Annotated in this window: 19 protein-coding genes; 10 read left to right on the top strand and 9 right to left on the bottom strand. The window is 64.5% G+C overall.

What is annotated here, in order from left to right:
- Positions 1-93 precede the first annotated feature (93 nt).
- On the bottom strand, positions 94-687 hold the full coding sequence (locus tag J5M58_RS00915) for a nitroreductase family protein (protein WP_039613991.1): 594 nt from the start codon (positions 685-687) through the stop codon (positions 94-96).
- Between the two features lie 144 nt (positions 688-831).
- Between J5M58_RS00915 and J5M58_RS00910 the strand changes: the two genes are divergently transcribed.
- Together J5M58_RS00910 and J5M58_RS00905 are read left to right on the top strand one after the other, a co-directional pair.
- Positions 832-1,281, top strand: a complete 450-nt coding sequence (locus J5M58_RS00910; RefSeq protein WP_112254196.1) for a YcgN family cysteine cluster protein — start codon at positions 832-834, stop codon at positions 1,279-1,281.
- Positions 1,282-1,322: 41 nt separating this feature from the next.
- The gene (locus J5M58_RS00905; protein WP_207876934.1) at positions 1,323-2,531 is read left to right on the top strand and encodes a hypothetical protein; all 1,209 of its coding nucleotides are present in this window, start codon (positions 1,323-1,325) and stop codon (positions 2,529-2,531) included.
- Positions 2,532-2,770: 239 nt separating this feature from the next.
- Here the strand turns inward: J5M58_RS00905 and J5M58_RS00900 are convergent, their stop codons facing one another.
- From J5M58_RS00900 to J5M58_RS00890, 3 genes are all read right to left on the bottom strand, one after another.
- On the bottom strand, positions 2,771-3,112 hold the full coding sequence (locus J5M58_RS00900) for a DUF2892 domain-containing protein (RefSeq protein WP_112254194.1): 342 nt from the start codon (positions 3,110-3,112) through the stop codon (positions 2,771-2,773).
- Positions 3,113-3,174: 62 nt separating this feature from the next.
- Positions 3,175-3,645: an RNA methyltransferase gene (locus J5M58_RS00895; protein WP_112254193.1), complete on the bottom strand. Its 471-nt coding sequence runs from the start codon at positions 3,643-3,645 to the stop codon at positions 3,175-3,177.
- A 71-nt stretch (positions 3,646-3,716) separates the two neighbouring features.
- A complete protein-coding gene (locus J5M58_RS00890) occupies positions 3,717-4,088 on the bottom strand; it encodes a YajD family HNH nuclease (protein ID WP_003259546.1) in 372 nt (123 codons plus the stop codon).
- A gap of 132 nt (positions 4,089-4,220) precedes the next feature.
- Here J5M58_RS00890 and J5M58_RS00885 point away from each other — a divergent pair, with 132 nt between their 5' ends.
- A complete protein-coding gene (locus J5M58_RS00885; protein WP_112254192.1) occupies positions 4,221-4,499 on the top strand; it encodes a hypothetical protein in 279 nt (92 codons plus the stop codon).
- Positions 4,500-4,638: 139 nt separating this feature from the next.
- Here the strand turns inward: J5M58_RS00885 and J5M58_RS00880 are convergent, their stop codons facing one another.
- Positions 4,639-6,681, bottom strand: coding sequence for a S9 family peptidase (locus J5M58_RS00880; RefSeq protein ID WP_112254191.1), 2,043 nt, complete (start codon positions 6,679-6,681; stop codon positions 4,639-4,641).
- Positions 6,682-6,863: 182 nt separating this feature from the next.
- On the opposite strand from J5M58_RS00880, the gene J5M58_RS00875 reads away from it, so the two are divergent.
- The 3 genes from J5M58_RS00875 to J5M58_RS00865 are packed head-to-tail and all read left to right on the top strand — an operon-like array spanning position 6,864 to position 8,689.
- Positions 6,864-7,370 (top strand): MFS transporter, encoded by a 507-nt coding sequence (locus J5M58_RS00875; protein WP_207876932.1) that lies wholly within the window; start codon positions 6,864-6,866, stop codon positions 7,368-7,370.
- A gap of 14 nt (positions 7,371-7,384) precedes the next feature.
- On the top strand, positions 7,385-8,158 hold the full coding sequence (locus J5M58_RS00870) for a class II glutamine amidotransferase (RefSeq protein ID WP_112254189.1): 774 nt from the start codon (positions 7,385-7,387) through the stop codon (positions 8,156-8,158).
- Positions 8,159-8,167: 9 nt separating this feature from the next.
- Positions 8,168-8,689 carry a DUF2937 family protein gene (locus J5M58_RS00865; RefSeq protein ID WP_112254188.1) on the top strand — a complete coding sequence of 174 codons (522 nt, stop codon included), beginning with the start codon at positions 8,168-8,170 and terminating at the stop codon, positions 8,687-8,689.
- Positions 8,690-8,821: 132 nt separating this feature from the next.
- Here J5M58_RS00865 and J5M58_RS00860 read toward each other — a convergent pair whose 3' ends face one another.
- Positions 8,822-9,733 (bottom strand): LysR family transcriptional regulator, encoded by a 912-nt coding sequence (locus J5M58_RS00860; protein ID WP_112254187.1) that lies wholly within the window; start codon positions 9,731-9,733, stop codon positions 8,822-8,824.
- Positions 9,734-9,861: 128 nt separating this feature from the next.
- Here J5M58_RS00860 and J5M58_RS00855 point away from each other — a divergent pair, with 128 nt between their 5' ends.
- The 4 genes from J5M58_RS00855 to J5M58_RS00840 are packed head-to-tail and all read left to right on the top strand — an operon-like array spanning position 9,862 to position 13,558.
- Positions 9,862-11,148, top strand: coding sequence for an MFS transporter (locus tag J5M58_RS00855; protein WP_207876931.1), 1,287 nt, complete (start codon positions 9,862-9,864; stop codon positions 11,146-11,148).
- Positions 11,149-11,157: 9 nt separating this feature from the next.
- Complete coding sequence (locus J5M58_RS00850; protein WP_207876930.1) at positions 11,158-11,937, top strand: 5-oxoprolinase subunit PxpA; 780 nt, start codon at positions 11,158-11,160, stop codon at positions 11,935-11,937.
- Positions 11,934-12,620 carry a 5-oxoprolinase subunit PxpB gene (gene pxpB / locus J5M58_RS00845; RefSeq protein ID WP_112254184.1) on the top strand — a complete coding sequence of 229 codons (687 nt, stop codon included), beginning with the start codon at positions 11,934-11,936 and terminating at the stop codon, positions 12,618-12,620. Before J5M58_RS00850 ends, pxpB begins: the two co-directional genes overlap by 4 nt.
- A complete protein-coding gene (locus J5M58_RS00840; RefSeq protein WP_207876928.1) occupies positions 12,617-13,558 on the top strand; it encodes a biotin-dependent carboxyltransferase family protein in 942 nt (313 codons plus the stop codon). Before pxpB ends, J5M58_RS00840 begins: the two co-directional genes overlap by 4 nt.
- Positions 13,559-13,648: 90 nt before the next feature.
- Here J5M58_RS00840 and J5M58_RS00835 read toward each other — a convergent pair whose 3' ends face one another.
- From J5M58_RS00835 to J5M58_RS00825, 3 genes are all read right to left on the bottom strand, one after another.
- The gene (locus tag J5M58_RS00835; RefSeq protein WP_112254182.1) at positions 13,649-14,827 is read right to left on the bottom strand and encodes a VWA domain-containing protein; all 1,179 of its coding nucleotides are present in this window, start codon (positions 14,825-14,827) and stop codon (positions 13,649-13,651) included.
- Positions 14,828-14,840: 13 nt separating this feature from the next.
- Positions 14,841-15,686 (bottom strand): MoxR family ATPase, encoded by an 846-nt coding sequence (locus tag J5M58_RS00830; protein WP_013973748.1) that lies wholly within the window; start codon positions 15,684-15,686, stop codon positions 14,841-14,843.
- A gap of 229 nt (positions 15,687-15,915) precedes the next feature.
- A complete protein-coding gene (locus J5M58_RS00825; RefSeq protein WP_207876927.1) occupies positions 15,916-16,989 on the bottom strand; it encodes a DUF748 domain-containing protein in 1,074 nt (357 codons plus the stop codon).
- Positions 16,990-17,023 lie beyond the last annotated feature (34 nt).

Here is a 17,023-nt window from a genome sequence, read left to right as displayed (position 1 = left end):
CTGGTACAGGATCAACACAGGCCCCATGAGGCAGTGGAGATCCCTGTGGGAGCGGGTTTACCCGCGAAGAGGCCGGTACAGCCAATGCAAGGCTTACAGGCTGAAATCACCCTCGGCAGCCAGCTCGCTCAGTGGCTTGCGCGGGCTCGGTACTTCACGCGCCTGCAGGGCTTCGTTCAGGCTGGCCTTGTCGCCCAGCTTGCCGATTGCCACCATGGCATGCAGCACATAGCCTTCAGGGACCTTCAACTCCTGCCGTGCCAGTTCCTGGTCGAAACCGGCCATGCCATGGGTATGCCAGCCGCTGATGCTGGCTTGCAGGGCCAGGTGCCCCCAGGCTGAACCGGTGTCGAAGGTGTGCCACAGCGCCGGTTTTTCTTCCGTGGCGCCCGGGGCGGCGTAGGTGGTCTTGGAAATCACCAGCACCAGCGCCGAAGCCTGTTGCGCCCAGCTGCGGTTGGCCGGCACCAGCAGGTTCAGGTAACGCTCCCAGTTCGGCGTGTCACGGCGGGCATAGAGGAAGCGCCAAGGTTGCGAGTTGTTCGCCGACGGCGCCCAGCGAGCCGCTTCGAGGAAGCTCAGCAAGGTTTCTTCGCTGATCGGCTCGGCGGTGAAGGCACGTGGCGACCAGCGGTTGATGAACTGCTCGTTGATGGCGTAATCGGCAATGCGGGGGGTGGCGCTCATGGCGGCTCCTGCAAAAGGACGGGAAACACGCACGCTACTGCGTCGCGTCGCGACTGACAAGCGGTCTGGCTTTGCCGAAGGCCAGGCTCTAGACTGGCGCCGCCGCGCGCCGTGGCCCCAAGATGAATGCAGGAACCCCGTGTGATGACCGCTGAAAACGCGCCGTTCTGGCGGCGCAAGACCCTCGAACAACTCAGCCCGCAAGAGTGGGAGTCGCTGTGTGACGGCTGCGGCCTGTGCTGCCTGCAAAAGCTCGAGGACGAGGACGACAACAGCGTCTATTACACGCGTATCGCCTGCAAGCTGCTGGATCTGGATACCTGCCAGTGCAGCGATTACCCCAACCGCTTCGCCCAGGTACCAGACTGCATCCAGCTCACCCCGGGCAAGGCCGACCAGTTCAAGTGGCTGCCGAGCACCTGCGGCTACCGCCTGGTCAGCGAGGGCAAGGACCTGCCGGCCTGGCACCACCTGGTCTGCGGTGATCGCCAGCAGGTCCATGAACAGCGCATCTCCCAGTCGGGGCGCATGCTCAGTGAACACGATGTGCACGAAGACGACTGGGAAGACCACCTGATCTTCCGCGCCAGCTGACCGGCGCGGCCCGCTGCCATGGGGAAACAAGGAGTTTCTGTATGCGTTGCCAGCTGTTGTTGCTGTTGGGCCTGATGGCCAGCTCGTCGGCCTGGGCGAAAAAGGTCGACCTCGACTACCAGGTGCGGCTGTTGCCAACCAGTGGCCAGGCGGAGGTCCGCCTCACCTTGGCCGAAGGCAGTGCCGTGCGCAGCCTGGACTTCGACCTGGGCAAGGTCGGGGCCTACAGCGGCTTCCAGGCTGATGGCCAATGGCAACTGCAGGGCCAGCGTGGCGTGTGGCGACCGGCGGCCGGCAAGACCAGCCTCAGCTACCGCGTGCAGCTGGACCAGAAGCGCGCCAGCGGCGCCTATTCGTCGCGCATCACTCCGCATTGGGCACTGTTCCTCGGCGACCAGCTGGTGCCACCTGCACGCCTCGACCAGCAGGATGGCACCGAGCTGGTGGCGCGGCTGGCGTTCGACCTGCCTGAAGGCTGGAAGAGCATCGAAACCTCCTGGCCACGCATCGGCAAGGACAAGTTCCGCATCGACAACGTTTCGCGCCTGTTCGACCGCCCCACCGGCTGGATGCTTGCCGGCGACCTGGGCAGCCGCCGCGCCCGCCTGGGCGAAACCGAGGTCACCGTGGCAGCACCGGTGGGGCAGGGTATGCGGCGCATGGACAACCTGACCATGCTGACCTTTGTCTGGCCGCAATTGCAGGCGGTGTTCCCGCGCAACCCGCCGAAGCTGCTGTTGGTCGGTGCTCGCGATGGCATGTGGCGCGGGGCGATGGCCGCGCAGGGCTCGTTGTACCTGCACAGTGGGCGGCCGATGGTCAGCGAGAATGGCAGCAGCCCGTTGCTGCGCGAAGTGGTGCAACTGTTTGCGCAGATCCATGGGCGTGATGGCAGTGACTGGCTGGTGGAAAGCCTGACTGACTACTACGCCAGCGAGTTGCTGCGCCGCTCGGGCGGGGTAAGTGACGACCGTTACCAGGCCTGGCAGGCGCGCCTGAGCAAGCAGGGCGCCAAGGTCACCCGGCTCAAGGGCGAGCATGCCACCCCGGCGCAGGTGGCGCGGGGGGTGATGTTGTTGCAGGCGCTGGACAAGGAAATCCGCATCCACACCCAGGCCAAACGCTCACTTGACGATGTGGCACGCGGGCTGATGCGCCTGCCCAGTGTCAGCACCGAAGACTTCGTGCAGATCAGCGAGAACGTGCTGGGGCGGCGCTCCGAGGTGTTGCAGAGCAAGGCGTTGCGCTGAGCATCTCTTTCGCCCCTACCGGCCTCTTCGCGGGTGAACCCGCTCCCACAGGTTTTTCGTTGCCTTGTAGGAGCAGCCTTGTGCTGCGAAGAGGCACTTACAGCCACAGACCTCTTTGATCATACCGGCCCTTTCGCAGCACAAGGCTGTTCCTCCAGGTAATGTACTGCCCTCAAGACGGTGCGGTCCCTGTGGGAGCGGGTTCACCCGCGAAGGGGCCAGCACAGGCAGCGAAAAAATCAACTGCCAGCCAACGGATCCTTCCCGGTCACCGTCACCCCCCGCGTTGCCGCGTCGGCACTGGCCTTCAACGTCTCCAGCTCCGCCGCACTGCGCTCGATGTCCGCACGCAACCGCTGGTATTCCTGACGATGGCGCTGCCACCAGGCCTTGGTCGAGCAATGCCCGCTGACCCCGCGCGCCACCGCCAAACCTCCCACCACCATCTGCAGCAAGCCGACCAGGCCGCCATGGCGCAGCCCCTTGCTGAACATAAGCGCTCCCCCGGCCAGCGAGCTGACCCGTTCCAGCCCATGAACATTGTGCTGCGACGATGCAGTCGCGGAATGGATATCGAGCATGGCAAGGCCTCCGTCTGAAGTGTATGCAGGTGACCTGTCGGCCGCCGTCATCGTTCAGTCGGTTACTTGAACCTGGGGCCTGAACGGGTATTCAGCCCTTTGGCCATGCGGTCATACAGCACCACGTTCACCGTCGCTGCCAGATTCATGCAGCCCTCGGTCGGAATGTAGATGGTCTCTTCGCACCACGCCCGCACATCGGCACTGAGGCTGCCGTCTTCCGGCCCGAAGATGTAGATGGCCCGGTCGGGGTGGGTGTATTCCGGCAATGGCCGCGCACCTTCCACCAATTCCACGGCCACCGGTGTGCAGCCCAGCGGGATGATGCGCTGCAGGTCATCGATACCGATCAGCGGGATGTCGTAGTGCACGCGCTTGGTGTCGGTGATGAAGTCACGGGCACGCTCGTAGCGTTTGCCGGTGTAGAACACCGAATTGACGCCATAGCAACCCGCGGCGCGCATCACCGAGCCGACATTTTCTGCCGACTTGGGGTTGAACAGGCCGATGCAGCTGTATCGTTTGTTTGCCACGTACCGGGGCCCTTCGCGAAAAAAGCGCGATTATACGGGCTGCCCGGCAGCAGCGGGGGGCGAATCGATGGTCAGTCTTTCTTCAGCATGCCCGCCAGCCCGGCGAACGGGTTGTGGGTGGCCTTGGCGATGCTCGGGGTGCTGGTTGAGCCTTCGCTGAAGTACTGCTGGTCGGTATAGCGCGAGTGCTCGTTGTCGTGGCAGTACAGGCACAGCAACTCCCAGTTGGAGCCGTCCTGCGGGTTGTTGTCGTGGTTGTGGTCGCGGTGGTGCACGGTCAGCTCGCTCAGACGCTTGCCGGAGAACTCGCGGGCGCAGCGGCCGCAGACGTGCGGGTACATTTTCAGGGCCTTGTCGCGGTAGCCCATTTCCTTGTCGCGCTTGGCATCGGCCAGGATGCGGTCCAGGCGCGCGGTGGCGGCGGCGGAAGAGGTGGAGCTCATGGTGTTTCCTTTGTTCTGATCAGGCAAATGACGGTTATGCCACTGAGTCTAGCGCGCTTGCGGGGCAGGCGGACAGGCGAAAGCTTTGTTTTAGGCGTAGCCTGTAGGAAGGTTCCCGACAGGAGGTTGCTGATGTTTCGCGCGATCCTCGTTGTGCTGTTGTTCGCCGGCCTGCCCATGGCCGAAGCTGCCAGCACGCCACCCCGGCTGAACACGCCGGTGCCCGGTGCACCGGGTACGCCTACGCCTACGCCATATCCGCAGATTACCCCGAGTACGCCGCCCAAGGCCTATGGCAGCCAGCCGGGGGCGCCACTGTTACCGCCGATGCCGGTGCCCGGGCCGCCGAAGGACCAGCCATTGCCGGGGTTGCGGCCGGAGCCGCCGAAGCCGGCGGTGGATGATGATTAAATAAAATCAGCCTGCACCGGATCCTGTGGGAGCGGGCGTGCCCGCGAACACCGGTGAAGCCGGTGCCAACCACCGCGTTGAGTTCTTCGCGGGCATGCCCGCTCCCACAGGGATCGGCGCGGGTGCTCAACCCTGGGTTTTACGCCACACCCAGCTCACCAAACACGAACGCATACTCCAGCGCCACATCCTTCAAGCCCTGGTACCGCCCGCTCATCCCGCCATGCCCAGCCCCCATCTCGGTCTTGAGCAGCAGCAGGTTGTCGTCGGTCTTGCGCGTGCGCAGCCGCGCCACCCATTTGGCCGCTTCCCAGTACTGCACGCGGCTGTCGTTGTAGCCCGCCACCACCAGCATTGCCGGGTAGGCCTGTGCCTTCACGTTCTCGTACGGCGCGTAGGCCTTGATCCGCTCATACACCTGCGGCTCTTCAGGGTTGCCCCATTCGTCGTACTCGGTCACGGTCAGCGGCAGCTCTGGGTCGAGCATGGTGTTGAGCACATCGACGAACGGCACTTCGGCAATCGCACAGCGGAACAGCTCGGGTCGCAGGTTGAGCACTGCACCCATCAGCAGGCCGCCGGCGCTGCCGCCACTGATGGCCAGGCGATCGGCAGCCGTCACACCTTCGGCGATCAGGTGCTCGGCACAGGCGATGAAGTCGCTGAAGGTGTTGTGCTTGTGCTCCTGCTTGCCAGCGCGGTACCAGGCTTCGCCCAGTTCGCCGCCGCCACGCACGTGGGCGATGGCAAAGGCCACGCCGCGCTCCAGCAGGCTCAGGCGCGCATGCGAAAACCACGGGTCGAGGCTTTCGCCATAGGCACCGTAGCCATACAGGTACAACGGCACGGTCCGGCCCAGGTCCTGACGGCGGCGCACCAGGCTGATGGGCACCCGGGTGCCGTCCGCTGCCGTGGCCCACAGGCGCTCGCTGACATAGTCGTCGGCATCGAACGGCCCCAGCACCGGGGTTTGCTTGAGTACCGCCTGGGCACCGCTGGCCAACTCCAGCTGGCGCACCTGGGCCGGGCGGTTGAGTGCTTCGTAGCGCAGGCGCAGGCGCGTGCTGCTGAACTCCAGGCTGTCCTGCACGTACAGGCTGTAGGCGGCATCGGGTAGTTCGACGCGGTAGGCCGCCAGGCCCTGCGGGCGCACTTCGATGATCGGCAGGCCGCCTTCGCGCAGGCTCAGGGTCAGCGCGCCGGCATTCAGGCTGAGGCCCTCGAGCATGATCGCGTCGCGGTGCGGCACCAGCACCTGCCATTGTTCACGGCTGGGCACCGGCGCGACCGGGGCGTGGTACAGGGCGAAGTTGATGCCGTCCTGGTTGGTGCGGATGAACCAGCGCCACTGGCCGTCGAGCTGGCCGTGGTCAGGGAAGTACTCGTGGCCTTCGACGCGTGGCGCCAGGCAGGTGAACGGTGCCAGCGGGGTCTGCGCATCCAGCACCCAGGCTTCGCTGGTGGTCTTGCTGTTGAGCAGCAGCACCAGTTGGCGTTCGGAGCTGGTGCGGTAGCAGTGCAGGAAGAAGCGCCCGTCGGGTTCCTCGAACACGGTCTGCGCACCTGCGTTGCCCAGCGTGTGACGACGCAGGCGCCACGGGCGGTGGGTGTCGTCCAGTTCGGCGAAGAACAGCGTCTGGCTGTCGTTGGCCCAGGTCAGGCTGCCGTCGCAGTCGTCGAAGGGCAGGGCGGTGACGCTGCCACTGGCCAGGTCCTTCACGTACAGGGTGAAGATTTCGTCGCCGCTGGTGTCCAGGCTATACGCCAGCAGGCGGTGGTCGGGGCTGACGTTGAACGCGCCGAGGGACAGGAAACCGCCATTGGCCAGGGCGTTGGGGTCGAGCAGCAGTTCCTCCTGGCCTTCATCGACCGTGTTGGAGTCGTCGGCCGGGCGCGGGCAGCGGTAGTGACGCGGGTACTCGTCGCCCGCGGTGGTACGGGTGTAGTACAGGTAGGGGCCCCAGGGCGCCGGCAGCGAGAGGTCGGTTTCCAGGATGCGACCCTTGATTTCTTCGAACAGTTGTTCGCGCAGCGGCGCCTGGTCGGCCAGGCAGGCTTCCTGGTAGGCGTTCTCGGCCTGCAGGTAGGCAAGCACCTCGGGGGTGTCGCGCTGTTGCAGCCAGGCGTACGGGTCGGCGGTGTTGTCGGCGTGGGCAATCGGGGGTTGGGGCTTGGTTTGCATTGAAGATCTCATGTTTGGGGTCGCCTGTACCGGCCTCTTCGCGGGTAATGCGCATGGCTCGAAGTCTGCAGTGATCCTGTGGGAGCGGGTTTACCCGCGAAGAGGCCGGCACAGGCAAACACTGTCTGCGCCCGGAAAAGTGTTTATCATAGGCATCTCTTTGCCTGGCTTGCACGAACACCATGACCGAGAACGACTACACCCTCGCCTGGGGCCTTTACGCCGTTGCTGCCCTGGGCTGCCTGATGGTGGGCTTCAAGCTCACCGGCTGGATGTGGCGCTGGCTGCGCGAACCGCTGCGGGTGGTGCTGGCAGTGCTGCTGCTGACCCCGACCATCGTCGACCCGGTCAAGGACAGCTTCGCCCCGGCCATTGCCATCACCGCCCTGGATGTTGCCTTCAAGGTCGGCAACAACGCCTGGCGCGCGGTGTCCGACTTCGCCATGTACGGCATGGGCGCCTTCTCCCTGTATTTCCTCTTCGTACTGCTGCGCTTGCCGCTGGAAAAGCGCGCCCGCGAGCGCCGCGCGCAAGCCGAGGCCGCTGCCCAGCGCCAGGCTGCCGAAGATGACCAGCTTGGCGCCCAGGCCCCGCTGGCCGCAGAGCGTCGCGACCGATACCGTGATGCGCCACCCCCTGCCGCCCCGGCCGTCTCCCGAGGCGGCGGCCGGGTCGAGCCCCGTCTGTAAGCGGAGACACGCCTATGTGCGAACTGCTGGGCATGAGTGCCAACGTCCCCACCGACATCGTCTTCAGCTTCACCGGCCTGATGCAGCGCGGCGGCCGTACCGGCCCGCACCGTGACGGCTGGGGCATCGGCTTCTACGAAGGCCGTGGCCTGCGCCTGTTCCAGGACCCGGCTGCCAGCAGCGAGTCGGAAGTGGCCAACCTGGTACAGCGTTATCCGATCAAGAGCGAAGTGGTCATCGGCCACATCCGTCAGGCCAACGTCGGCAAGGTGTGCCTGTCCAACACCCACCCGTTCGTGCGGGAGATGTGGGGTCGCAACTGGTGCTTCGCGCACAATGGCCAGCTGGGCGACTTCAAGGGCCTGGCCAGCTTCTACCGGCCGGTGGGCGACACCGACAGCGAGGCGGCCTTCTGCGACCTGCTCAACCGCATCCGCAGTGCCTTCCCCGAGCCCGTGCCGGTGGAACAGCTGCTGCCGGTGCTGGTCGAAGCCTGTGCCGGCTACCGCAGCCAGGGCGTGTTCAACTGCATGCTCAGCGACGGTGACTGGCTGTTCTGCTTCTGTTCGACCAAGCTGGTGCACATTACCCGCCGTGCACCCTTTGGTGCGGCACGGTTGAAGGATGTCGACCTGATCGTCGATTTTCACACCGAAACCACCCCCAACGACGTGGTCACGGTGATCGCCACCGAGGCCTTGACCGAGAACGAGACCTGGCAGCGCTACGAGCCGGGTCAGTGGGCCCTGTGGCGGCACGGCGAGTGCGTGGCGCACGGCCAGAGCTAAGGATGCGGCATGTTCAGAAGTTACCTGCGGTTGCTGCTGTTCACCTTCGGCCTGCTGGCCGGTATCCAGGTTCCGGGGCTGGTGAAGGACTACAGCCAGCGGGTCGAGGCGCACCTGTTCGAATCACGCGAGGCGCTCGATGGCTTCCGGCAGACTGCCGAACGCTTTTTCAATGGCGACCTGCAGGCGCTGCTGCGGCATTACCGCAGTAGCGACGATCCGGTGTTCCTCAGTGACGCCAACAGCATCGAAAGCCTGATGATCCGCAACCAATTGCTGGAAAACGAATGGCAGGCGCTGCAAGGGGCATGGGCGCAGCGCACCTGGCATGTGCTGGTGCAGGCGGACCCGCAACTGCGGGAAGAGACCCTGAACGGCTATAGCTATCAGATATTGCTAGTGCCCGAGGCGATTGGCTGGGGCGTAGGCGCAGGGTTTGTGCTGGCCTTCGTGGTCGAGAGCCTGCTGCTGGGGATTGGCTGGGTGATTCTGGGTGGGCGGCGCAGGGCGGTGAAAGAGAGCTGGCGCTGATTACTGCTTGCCTGTACTGGCCTCTTCGCGGGTAAACCCGCTCCCACAGGGTTTGCACAGGATTCAAGCTTATGCAGTACCTGTGGGAGCGGGTTTACCCGCGAAAGGGCCAGCACAGGCAGCACAGCTGGTTCACACCAGCACTATCCGCTGAGCCCCCACATCCCGCGCATACCTTTCCAGCACCTGCCGGCATACCCCGACCACTTCATCCACCAGCACCACCCCGGTCTGCCAGGCCACCACCAGTTCCAGGCTCGGCGGCGGTTGCAGCCCCTGCAGCAACACCAGCTCACCTCGGCTCAACTCGGCATCCACCAGCGCCGGCGGCAACGCACCAATGCCGAACCCGTCGCGCAACAACCGGGTAATCGCCGCCACCGAGTTCACGCAATTCAGCCGCGGCGTTTCGGCACCGGCACCCAGTAGCAGGCTCAGCACTTCCTGGTGCGGCCGCGAGTTCTTCGAGAAGGTGATGATCCGCTCACGCCCAAGCTCGGCCAGTGAGGCGTAGTCGCGGTGCTGGTGCGAGCCGGCGGCCACCACCCAGCCCATCGGGTAGCGCGCCAGGTCCAGGCTGCGGATCGACTGCTCGCGCAGCAGGTCGGTCTGCAGGATCACGTCGAGAAAGCCCTTCTGCAATTGCTCGCGAAGGTTCAGCGCAGTGTCGGCCACCAGTTCGATTTCCACCTGCGGGTAACGCTCGGTCAGCTCCGCCACCAGCGCGCTCATCCAGGTGTGGATCACCGTGTCCATCACCCCGATACGGATGCGCCCGACCTTGGCCCGGTCGCTGTCCAGCGACTGTTTCATGGCCTTGGCGGTTTCCAGCATGCGCTCGGCATATTCCAGTACCTTGCCGCCCTCCGGGGTCAGGCTGACGCCGCGTGAGTCGCGCAGCAGCAGCTTCACGCCCAGGTCGGCTTCCAGCGCGGCAATGCGGCTGGACACCGAGGCCTGGGTGGTGAACAGCTTTTCCGCGGTCAGGCGGAAGCTCTTGAGCCGGGCGACCCAGACGAAGGTTTCGAGGAAGCGAAGGTTCATGATCAGTTTTTCTTGTTCCAGACCGGCGGTTTTTCTCGTTGGACGCAAATGGCGCGGCGTCTGAACAATGGCAGCCAGGCCGCGACTCATTGTCGCCCATAAAACAATACCAACAAGCCGAGGCAAGCATGAACCCCACCGGCGTGCAGCAGCAGGTCAGTTCCCCATCTTCGTCCGGGCCTTTCGCCTGGTATCGCGACATCGACTCACAGCAGCGCCGGACGTTCTGGAGCTGCAAGATCGGCTACGGCCTGGACGGCATGGACACACAGATGCTCAGTTTCGTCATCCCGACGCTGATCATGCTGTGGGGCATCACAACCACCGAAGCCGGGTTGATCCACACCAGCACCTTGATCGCCTCGGCCGTGGGTGGCTGGGTGGCCGGCATTCTCTCCGACCGCATCGGCCGCGTGCGCACCCTGCAACTGACGGTGCTGTGGTTTGCCTTCTTCACCTTCCTCTGCGGTTTCGCCCAGAACTACGAACAGCTGCTGATCGCCCGTACCCTGATGGGCTTCGGCTTTGGCGGTGAGTGGACTGCCGGCGCGGTGCTGATCGGCGAGGTGATCCGTGCCCAGGACCGTGGCAAGGCGGTGGGCATGGTGCAGTCCGGCTGGGCGCTTGGCTGGGGCCTCACCGCCATCCTCTACGCGCTGCTGTTCTCCTGGCTGCCGGCAGAGCAGGCCTGGCGCGCGCTGTTCCTGCTGGGCCTGGTGCCGGCGATTTTCGTGATCTTCGTCCGCCGCCTGGTCAAGGACCCCGAGGTGTACCGCGAGGCCAAGGCGGTGGAAAGCGCCGAGGCTCCTGCGCAGTTCTACGAAATCTTTGCCCCGGGCATGCTCTGGACCACCGTGCGTGCGTCGCTGCTGACCACCGGTGCACTGGGCGGCTACTACGCCATTACCTCATGGCTGCCGACCTTCCTGAAGAACGAGCGGGGCCTGAGTGTGCTGGGTACCGGTGGCTACCTGGCCATGGTGATCGTAGGCTCCTACGTCGGCTATGTGGTCAGTGCGTATCTGTCCGACCTGCTGGGGCGCAAGAAGAACTTCATCCTGTTCGCCGTGGGCTCGTTCGTCATCGTGCTGTTGTACACGCAAATGCCGGTCAGCGACGGCGTGATGCTGTGGCTGGGCTTCCCGCTAGGCTTCTTCGCCTCGGGCATCTTCAGCGGCATGGGCGCGTTTCTCACCGAACTGTTCCCCACGCGTATCCGCGGTTCGGGGCAGGGTTTCTGCTACAACATCGGCAAGGTCATTGCGGCGCTGTTCCCGCTGCTGATCGGCGTGCTCGGCCAGAAAGTGCCGCTGGGCCTGGGTATCGGCGTGTTTTCGGCCGTGTCCTACGGCGTGGTGATCGTGGCGGCGCTGAGCCTGCCGGAAACCCGCGGCAAACAACTGCAGGCGCGGTAAGGTAGGCATATGAACAACGACAACGGAGGCCGCGCGGTGGAACGCCTGCTACTCAATTGCGACATGGGCGAGAGTTTCGGCAGCTGGCGCATGGGCCTGGATGCCGAGGTCATGCCTTACATCGATTGCGCCAACATCGCCTGCGGCTACCACGCCGGGGACCCCGGCATCATGCGCCGCACCGTGGCCCTGGCGCTGCAGCACGGCGTGACCATCGGCGCGCACCCGGCCTACCCGGACCTGGTCGGCTTCGGCCGCCGCTCCATGGCCTGCAGCCCGGAGGAAATCCGCGACCTGCTGCATTACCAGATCGGTGCGCTGGACGGCATCTGCAAAGTGTTGGGCGGCCGCGTGGCGTACGTGAAACCCCATGGTGCGCTGTACAACGACATGATGGCCGACCCGCTCAAGCTGCGTACCGTACTGGAGGCTGTGGCGGCCTATGGCGGCGGCCTGCCACTGATGCTGATGGCTACCGCCGACAACCGCGCCGCCCAGGCCCTGGGCGATGAAATTGGCGTGCCGCTGTGGTTCGAAGCATTCGCCGACCGCGCCTATACCGCCAGCGGGCACCTGGTGTCGCGGCGCCTGCCCGGCGCGGTGCACCACGACCCGGCGCTGGTGGTGGAGCAGGCCGTGCGCCTGGCCCGTGGCGACACGCTGGTGGCGGACGATGGCAGTGCGTTGACGCTGGCGGCCAGCACCCTGTGCGTACACGGCGACAACGACAGTTCGGTGGCGGCGGTGCGGCAGATTCGCCAGGCCCTCGATGCCCTGGAGTCGCGATGAAGCCGCGTATTGAAGTTGTGGCCATCGACAGCCTGATGGTGCGCCTGTTCGACTCCATCGACGAGGGCAACATGCCGTGGATGCTTGCCGCCAGCCAGCGCTTGCACGCGGCGTTCGGCGAGCACTTGCTGGACCTGGTGCCGTCCTACACCACGCTGATGGTGCAGTTCGACCTGCCACCGAGTGAGGCGAGGGCGCTGATCATCCGTTCACTGGAGGGCTTGCAGCCAGACACGGGCAGCGGTGGCCGCCGCCATGAGATCCCGGTGTGGTACGACGCCAGCGTCGGCCCGGAGCTGCCGGTGTTGGCGGCCCGCAGTGGCTTGAGTGAAGCAGAGGTGATCCGTTTGCACAGCGAGCGCGAGTACCCGGTGTTCGCCCTGGGTTTCGCCCCCGGTTTCGGCTTCATGGGCCTGGTGGACGAACGCCTGGCCAGCCCGCGCCTTAGCACCCCGCGCAAGCGCGTGGCGGCCGGCAGCGTCGGCATTGCCGAGCGCCAGACGGCGGCCTATCCGGCGGTATCGCCGGGGGGCTGGAACCTGATCGGGCGTACCCCGGTGCGCCTGTTCGACCGTGAACGCGAGGGCTACAGCCTGTTGCAACCCGGTGACCGGGTGCGCTTCGTGCCGGTTTCGCGCAGCGAGTTCGTGGCGTTGGGCGGTGATGTGGAGGCACAAGCATGAAGCAGTTGAAGATCGAGGCCAGTACGCCGCTGTGCCAGTTGCAGGATGCCGGGCGCTTCGGCGTACGCCACCTGGGCGTGACCCAGGGCGGGGCGCTGGACTGGGTGGCGATGCACTGGGCCAACTGGCTGCTGGGCAACCCGTTGACGGCGCCGGTGGTCGAGGTGGCGCTAGGTGGTTTCTGTGTGGTCGCAGAGCAGGATTGTGTGCTGGCCCTGGCCGGTGCCGACCTGGATGCGCGGGTCGATGATCAGCCGCTGGCGCCCTGGCGCAGCTTTGCATTGGCCAAGGGGCAGCGGTTGACCCTGAAGCAGCCGAAGCAGGGCGTGCGGGCGTACCTGGCAGCACCTGGCGGGTTCCTGGGCGAGGATGTGCTGGGCAGTCGTGCCACGGTCGTGCGGGAAGAACTGGGCGGTATCGATGGCCAGGGCTCTGCGCTCGGCAAAGGCCAGCTGCTGGCATTTTCCAGCGCTTCAGCGACCTTGCGTGAGGTACCGGCAGCGCTGCGGCCACAGTACGCACAAAAGCCAGTGCTTGACCTGGTGATCGGCGCACAGATCGGTGACTTCAGCGGTACCAGCCTGTTCGAGGCGTTCAACCGCGAGTGGACGCTGGACAGCCGTGCCGACCGCATGGGCATCCGCCTGCTGGGGCCGCAGCTGGTCTACCAGGGTGCGCCGATGATTTCCGAGGGGATTCCGCTGGGGGCGGTGCAGGTGCCGCCGGATGGGCAGCCGATCGTGTTGCTCAATGACCGGCAGACCATTGGCGGCTATCCGCGGCTGGGGGCATTGACGCCGTTGGCGCTGGCGCAACTGGCGCAGTGCATGCCGGGGGCGGTGGTGCGGTTCAGGGCGGTGGTGCAGGATGAGGCGTGGCGGGAGCAGCAGGTATACCTGGACCGTTGGCGTCAAGGCTGCCGGCCTCTTCGCGGGTGAACCCGCTCCCACATGTACCCCACAGGCCTCAAGGCTTGCGCAATACCTGTGGGAGCGGGTTCACCCGCGAAAGGGCCGGCACTGGCAAAATCACTTGGACAGGTAACGCATCCCTTCCTCCAACCCCTGCAAGGTCAGCGGGTACATCTTGTCTTCGATCAAGTCCCGCACCAGATGGGTCGATGCGGTGTAGTCCCAGGCCTGCTTCGGGTACGGGTTGATCCAGATGATCTTCCTGAATTTCTCCATGAAACGCTGCATCCACACATACCCGGCCTCTTCGTTCCAGTGCTCCACGCTGCCACCCGGCTGGGTAATCTCGTAGGGCGCCATGGCCGCGTCGCCGACGAACACAACCTTGTAGTCATCGCCGTACTTGTGCAGCAGGTCGAAGGTGGAATAGCGCTCCGAGGTGCGGCGCAGGTTGTTCTTCCACACCGACTCGTACACGAAGTTGTGGAAGTAGTAGTACTCCAGGTGCTTGAACTCGGTCTTGCACGCCGAGAACAGTTCTTCGCAGACCTTGACGTGGGCGTCCATCGAGCCACCGATGTCGAACAGCAACAGCAGCTTCACCGTGTTGCGCCGCTCGGGGCGCATCTGGATGTTCAGCAGCCCGGCATCCCGCGCGGTGTGGTCGATGGTGCCGTCGATGTCCAGCTCTTCGGCGGCGCCTTCACGGGCGAACTTGCGCAGCCGGCGCAAGGCCAGCTTGATGTTGCGCGTGCCCAGCTCCACCTGGTCGTCCAGGTTCTTGTATTCGCGCTGGTCCCACACCTTCACCGCCTTGCCCTGGCGCTTGCCGGCCTCACCCACGCGGATGCCCTCGGGGTTGAAGCCGCCCGAACCGAACGGGCTGGTGCCGCCGGTGCCGATCCACTTGTTGCCGCCGGCGTGACGCTCCTTCTGCTCCTCGAGGCGCTTCTTGAACTCCTCGATCAGCTTGTCCAGGCCACCCAGCGACTGGATCTGCGCGCGCTCCTCATCGGTCAGCGAACGCTCGAACTCCTTGCGCAGCCAGTCTTCGGGGATCAACGCCTCGATGTGCCGGTCGAGGTTCTCCAGGCCCTTGAAGTAGGCAGAGAAGGCGCGGTCGAACTTGTCGAAGTGGCGCTCGTCCTTCACCAGGATGGCGCGGGCGAGGTAGTAGAACTCGTCCATGTCGGCAAACACCACGCGCTTTTGCAGGGCCTGGTGCAGGTCGAGCAGTTCGCGTACCGACACCGGCACCTTGGCCGCGCGCATTTCATTGAACAGGTTGAGCAGCATGGCCCGGCTCCTGTCAGCGGTTGCCGCGCCGGCTCATGAAGGCCAGGCGCTCGAGCAGTTGTACGTCCTGCTCGTTCTTCACCAGTGCACCAGCCAGCGGCGGAATGGCCTTGGTCGGGTCGCGCTCGCGCAGCACCGCTTCACCGATGTTGTCAGCCATCAGCAGCTTGAGCCAATCGACCAGTTCGGAGGTGGACGGCTTTTTCTTCAGGCCCGGTACCTTGCGCACGTCGAAGAATACGTCCAGCGCCTCGCTGACCAGCGACTGGCTGATGTTCGGGTAGTGCACGTCGACGATCTGCTGCAGGGTGGTCCGGTCGGGGAAGGCGATGTAGTGGAAGAAGCAGCGGCGCAGGAAGGCGTCTGGCAGCTCCTTTTCGTTGTTCGAGGTGATGATGATGATCGGGCGCTGTCTGGCCTTGATGGTCTCGTCGATTTCGTAGACGTAGAATTCCATCTTGTCGAGTTCTTGCAGCAGGTCGTTGGGGAACTCGATGTCGGCCTTGTCGATTTCGTCGATCAGCAGGATGACCCGTTCCTCGGCTTCGAAGGCCTCCCACAGCTTGCCCTTTTTCAGGTAGTTGCGCACATCGTGGACCTTGTCCACGCCCAGCTGCGAGTCACGCAGGCGGCTGACCGCGTCGTACTCGTAGAGGCCCTGGTGGGCCTTGGTGGTGGACTTGATGTGCCAAGTGATCAGGCGCGCACCGAACGAGGCTGCCAGCTGCTCGGCGAGCATGGTCTTGCCGGTGCCGGGTTCGCCCTTGACCAGCAAGGGGCGTTCGAGGGTGATGGCCGCGTTTACCGCCAGTTTCAGGTCGTCTGTGGCGACGTAGTCGCGGGTGCCTTCGAACTTCATGGGTCTGTCCTCTGCGGTAAGCCTGTAGCGGCCCTTTCGCGGGTAAACCCGCTCCCACAAGTACCCCACCTTCCCTGAGGTTTGTCGAATACCTGTGGGAGCGGGTTTACCCGCGAAGGGGCCAGTACAGGCAGCATCTATTTTCGATTTGTCACCGACTATAACGCGGGCTTCGCCGACTGGAAACGCAGACCGGGTATTCAGTCCCTGAATGCCCCGTCACTCGATCCTAGTCGGAATCCGGCGCGTCACGCTCGTACCGGGCATTGAACGCCTGGATGAACCCGTTGCGCAGTATCTGCAGAAACGCCTCGAAGGCGCTGACATCCTGCTTGTGCACGCTACCGCTGAGCTCTACACGGGTCGCGAACTGGTTCTTTGGCTGGTTCTTCAATACTGTCTCGGTCGCGCCCACCAGCGCTTCCCAGACTGAGCGGAAGAAGCCTTTGTCCTTTTCCTGCACATCCTGCTGCCAGTCGAACACATCCACATCCCGCAACAGCGGCTTGATGTACCCGTTCAGTCGGCCGTTGGTCGCCTCGGCCTCTATCACCACATCGCCGTGCCCGGCATTGAAGTCGAACTTGCCGTAGGCGCTGGCGAAGTCATTGAGCTTGCGCAGCTCGATACCCGTGGCGCGCAGGCGGAACTCGAAGTCATCGAAATCGCTGAATGGGTCGAAAGTGGCGCGGCTTTCCACCTTGGCATCGCCTACGATCAGCGCCGTGCCATCAAAGCTTGCATCGCGTCGGCCCTTTTCGTCACGAATGTTGGTGAGGTTGCGAATACTGGCATCGAGCTGGGTGGCCTTGAGGTTGACCGGTGGCCTGGAGTTGAAGTTACGGAATGTCAGCACGCCTTTGTCGATGCGAACCTCGTTCAGGGTGATCGGCAGCAGTTTTTCCAGTTGCTGGCGCCAGTCGGTGCCCTGACCAGTCTGCGAGTTCTGTTTGTTGCCGCCATCGACGAAGTTGAGTTCCGGCCGGTCGAACACCACTTCGGCAACCACTGCGCGGTCGTACCACAGGGCGTGCCAGCTTACCGACAGGTCGATCAGCGGAGCGTCGAGAAACGGCACCGGCACCTTGCCGGTGGTCTTGACGATCTTCAGGCCGTTGATCTGGTACGCGCCGCGCCACCAGGCCAGGTCCACATCAGTCACCTGGCCACGGTAGTCGCCCATGTCGGCCAGTTTGTCGTTGAGGTAGTTGCGCACCAGATAGGGCAGGGCCAGGTGCAGCGCCAGCAACAGCACGATCAGGCTGGCCAGGCCGATCAACGGCCAGCGATAACGGGCTCTCATCGGAGTGTCTCCAAGGCAGGATATGCGGTTGACC

It is taken from the genome of Pseudomonas sp. 32_A (genome assembly GCF_017490905.1).
Classification (GTDB): Bacteria; Pseudomonadota; Gammaproteobacteria; order Pseudomonadales; family Pseudomonadaceae; genus Aquipseudomonas; species Aquipseudomonas inefficax.
Note: the sequence above shows the minus strand (reverse complement) of the source record. Positions and strands in the feature narration are given on the sequence as shown.

Coding starts and splice junctions, on each gene's coding strand:
- J5M58_RS00915 (WP_039613991.1), bottom strand. CDS start 687: ATGAGCGCCACCCCCCGCATTGCCGATTACGCCATCAACGAGCAGTTC.
- J5M58_RS00910 (WP_112254196.1), top strand. CDS start 832: ATGACCGCTGAAAACGCGCCGTTCTGGCGGCGCAAGACCCTCGAACAA.
- J5M58_RS00905 (WP_207876934.1), top strand. CDS start 1,323: ATGCGTTGCCAGCTGTTGTTGCTGTTGGGCCTGATGGCCAGCTCGTCG.
- J5M58_RS00900 (WP_112254194.1), bottom strand. CDS start 3,112: ATGCTCGATATCCATTCCGCGACTGCATCGTCGCAGCACAATGTTCAT.
- J5M58_RS00890 (WP_003259546.1), bottom strand. CDS start 4,088: ATGAGCTCCACCTCTTCCGCCGCCGCCACCGCGCGCCTGGACCGCATC.
- J5M58_RS00885 (WP_112254192.1), top strand. CDS start 4,221: ATGTTTCGCGCGATCCTCGTTGTGCTGTTGTTCGCCGGCCTGCCCATG.
- J5M58_RS00880 (WP_112254191.1), bottom strand. CDS start 6,681: ATGCAAACCAAGCCCCAACCCCCGATTGCCCACGCCGACAACACCGCC.
- J5M58_RS00875 (WP_207876932.1), top strand. CDS start 6,864: ATGACCGAGAACGACTACACCCTCGCCTGGGGCCTTTACGCCGTTGCT.
- J5M58_RS00870 (WP_112254189.1), top strand. CDS start 7,385: ATGTGCGAACTGCTGGGCATGAGTGCCAACGTCCCCACCGACATCGTC.
- J5M58_RS00865 (WP_112254188.1), top strand. CDS start 8,168: ATGTTCAGAAGTTACCTGCGGTTGCTGCTGTTCACCTTCGGCCTGCTG.
- J5M58_RS00860 (WP_112254187.1), bottom strand. CDS start 9,733: ATGAACCTTCGCTTCCTCGAAACCTTCGTCTGGGTCGCCCGGCTCAAG.
- J5M58_RS00855 (WP_207876931.1), top strand. CDS start 9,862: ATGAACCCCACCGGCGTGCAGCAGCAGGTCAGTTCCCCATCTTCGTCC.
- J5M58_RS00850 (WP_207876930.1), top strand. CDS start 11,158: ATGAACAACGACAACGGAGGCCGCGCGGTGGAACGCCTGCTACTCAAT.
- pxpB (WP_112254184.1), top strand. CDS start 11,934: ATGAAGCCGCGTATTGAAGTTGTGGCCATCGACAGCCTGATGGTGCGC.
- J5M58_RS00840 (WP_207876928.1), top strand. CDS start 12,617: ATGAAGCAGTTGAAGATCGAGGCCAGTACGCCGCTGTGCCAGTTGCAG.
- J5M58_RS00835 (WP_112254182.1), bottom strand. CDS start 14,827: ATGCTGCTCAACCTGTTCAATGAAATGCGCGCGGCCAAGGTGCCGGTG.
- J5M58_RS00830 (WP_013973748.1), bottom strand. CDS start 15,686: ATGAAGTTCGAAGGCACCCGCGACTACGTCGCCACAGACGACCTGAAA.
- J5M58_RS00825 (WP_207876927.1), bottom strand. CDS start 16,989: ATGAGAGCCCGTTATCGCTGGCCGTTGATCGGCCTGGCCAGCCTGATC.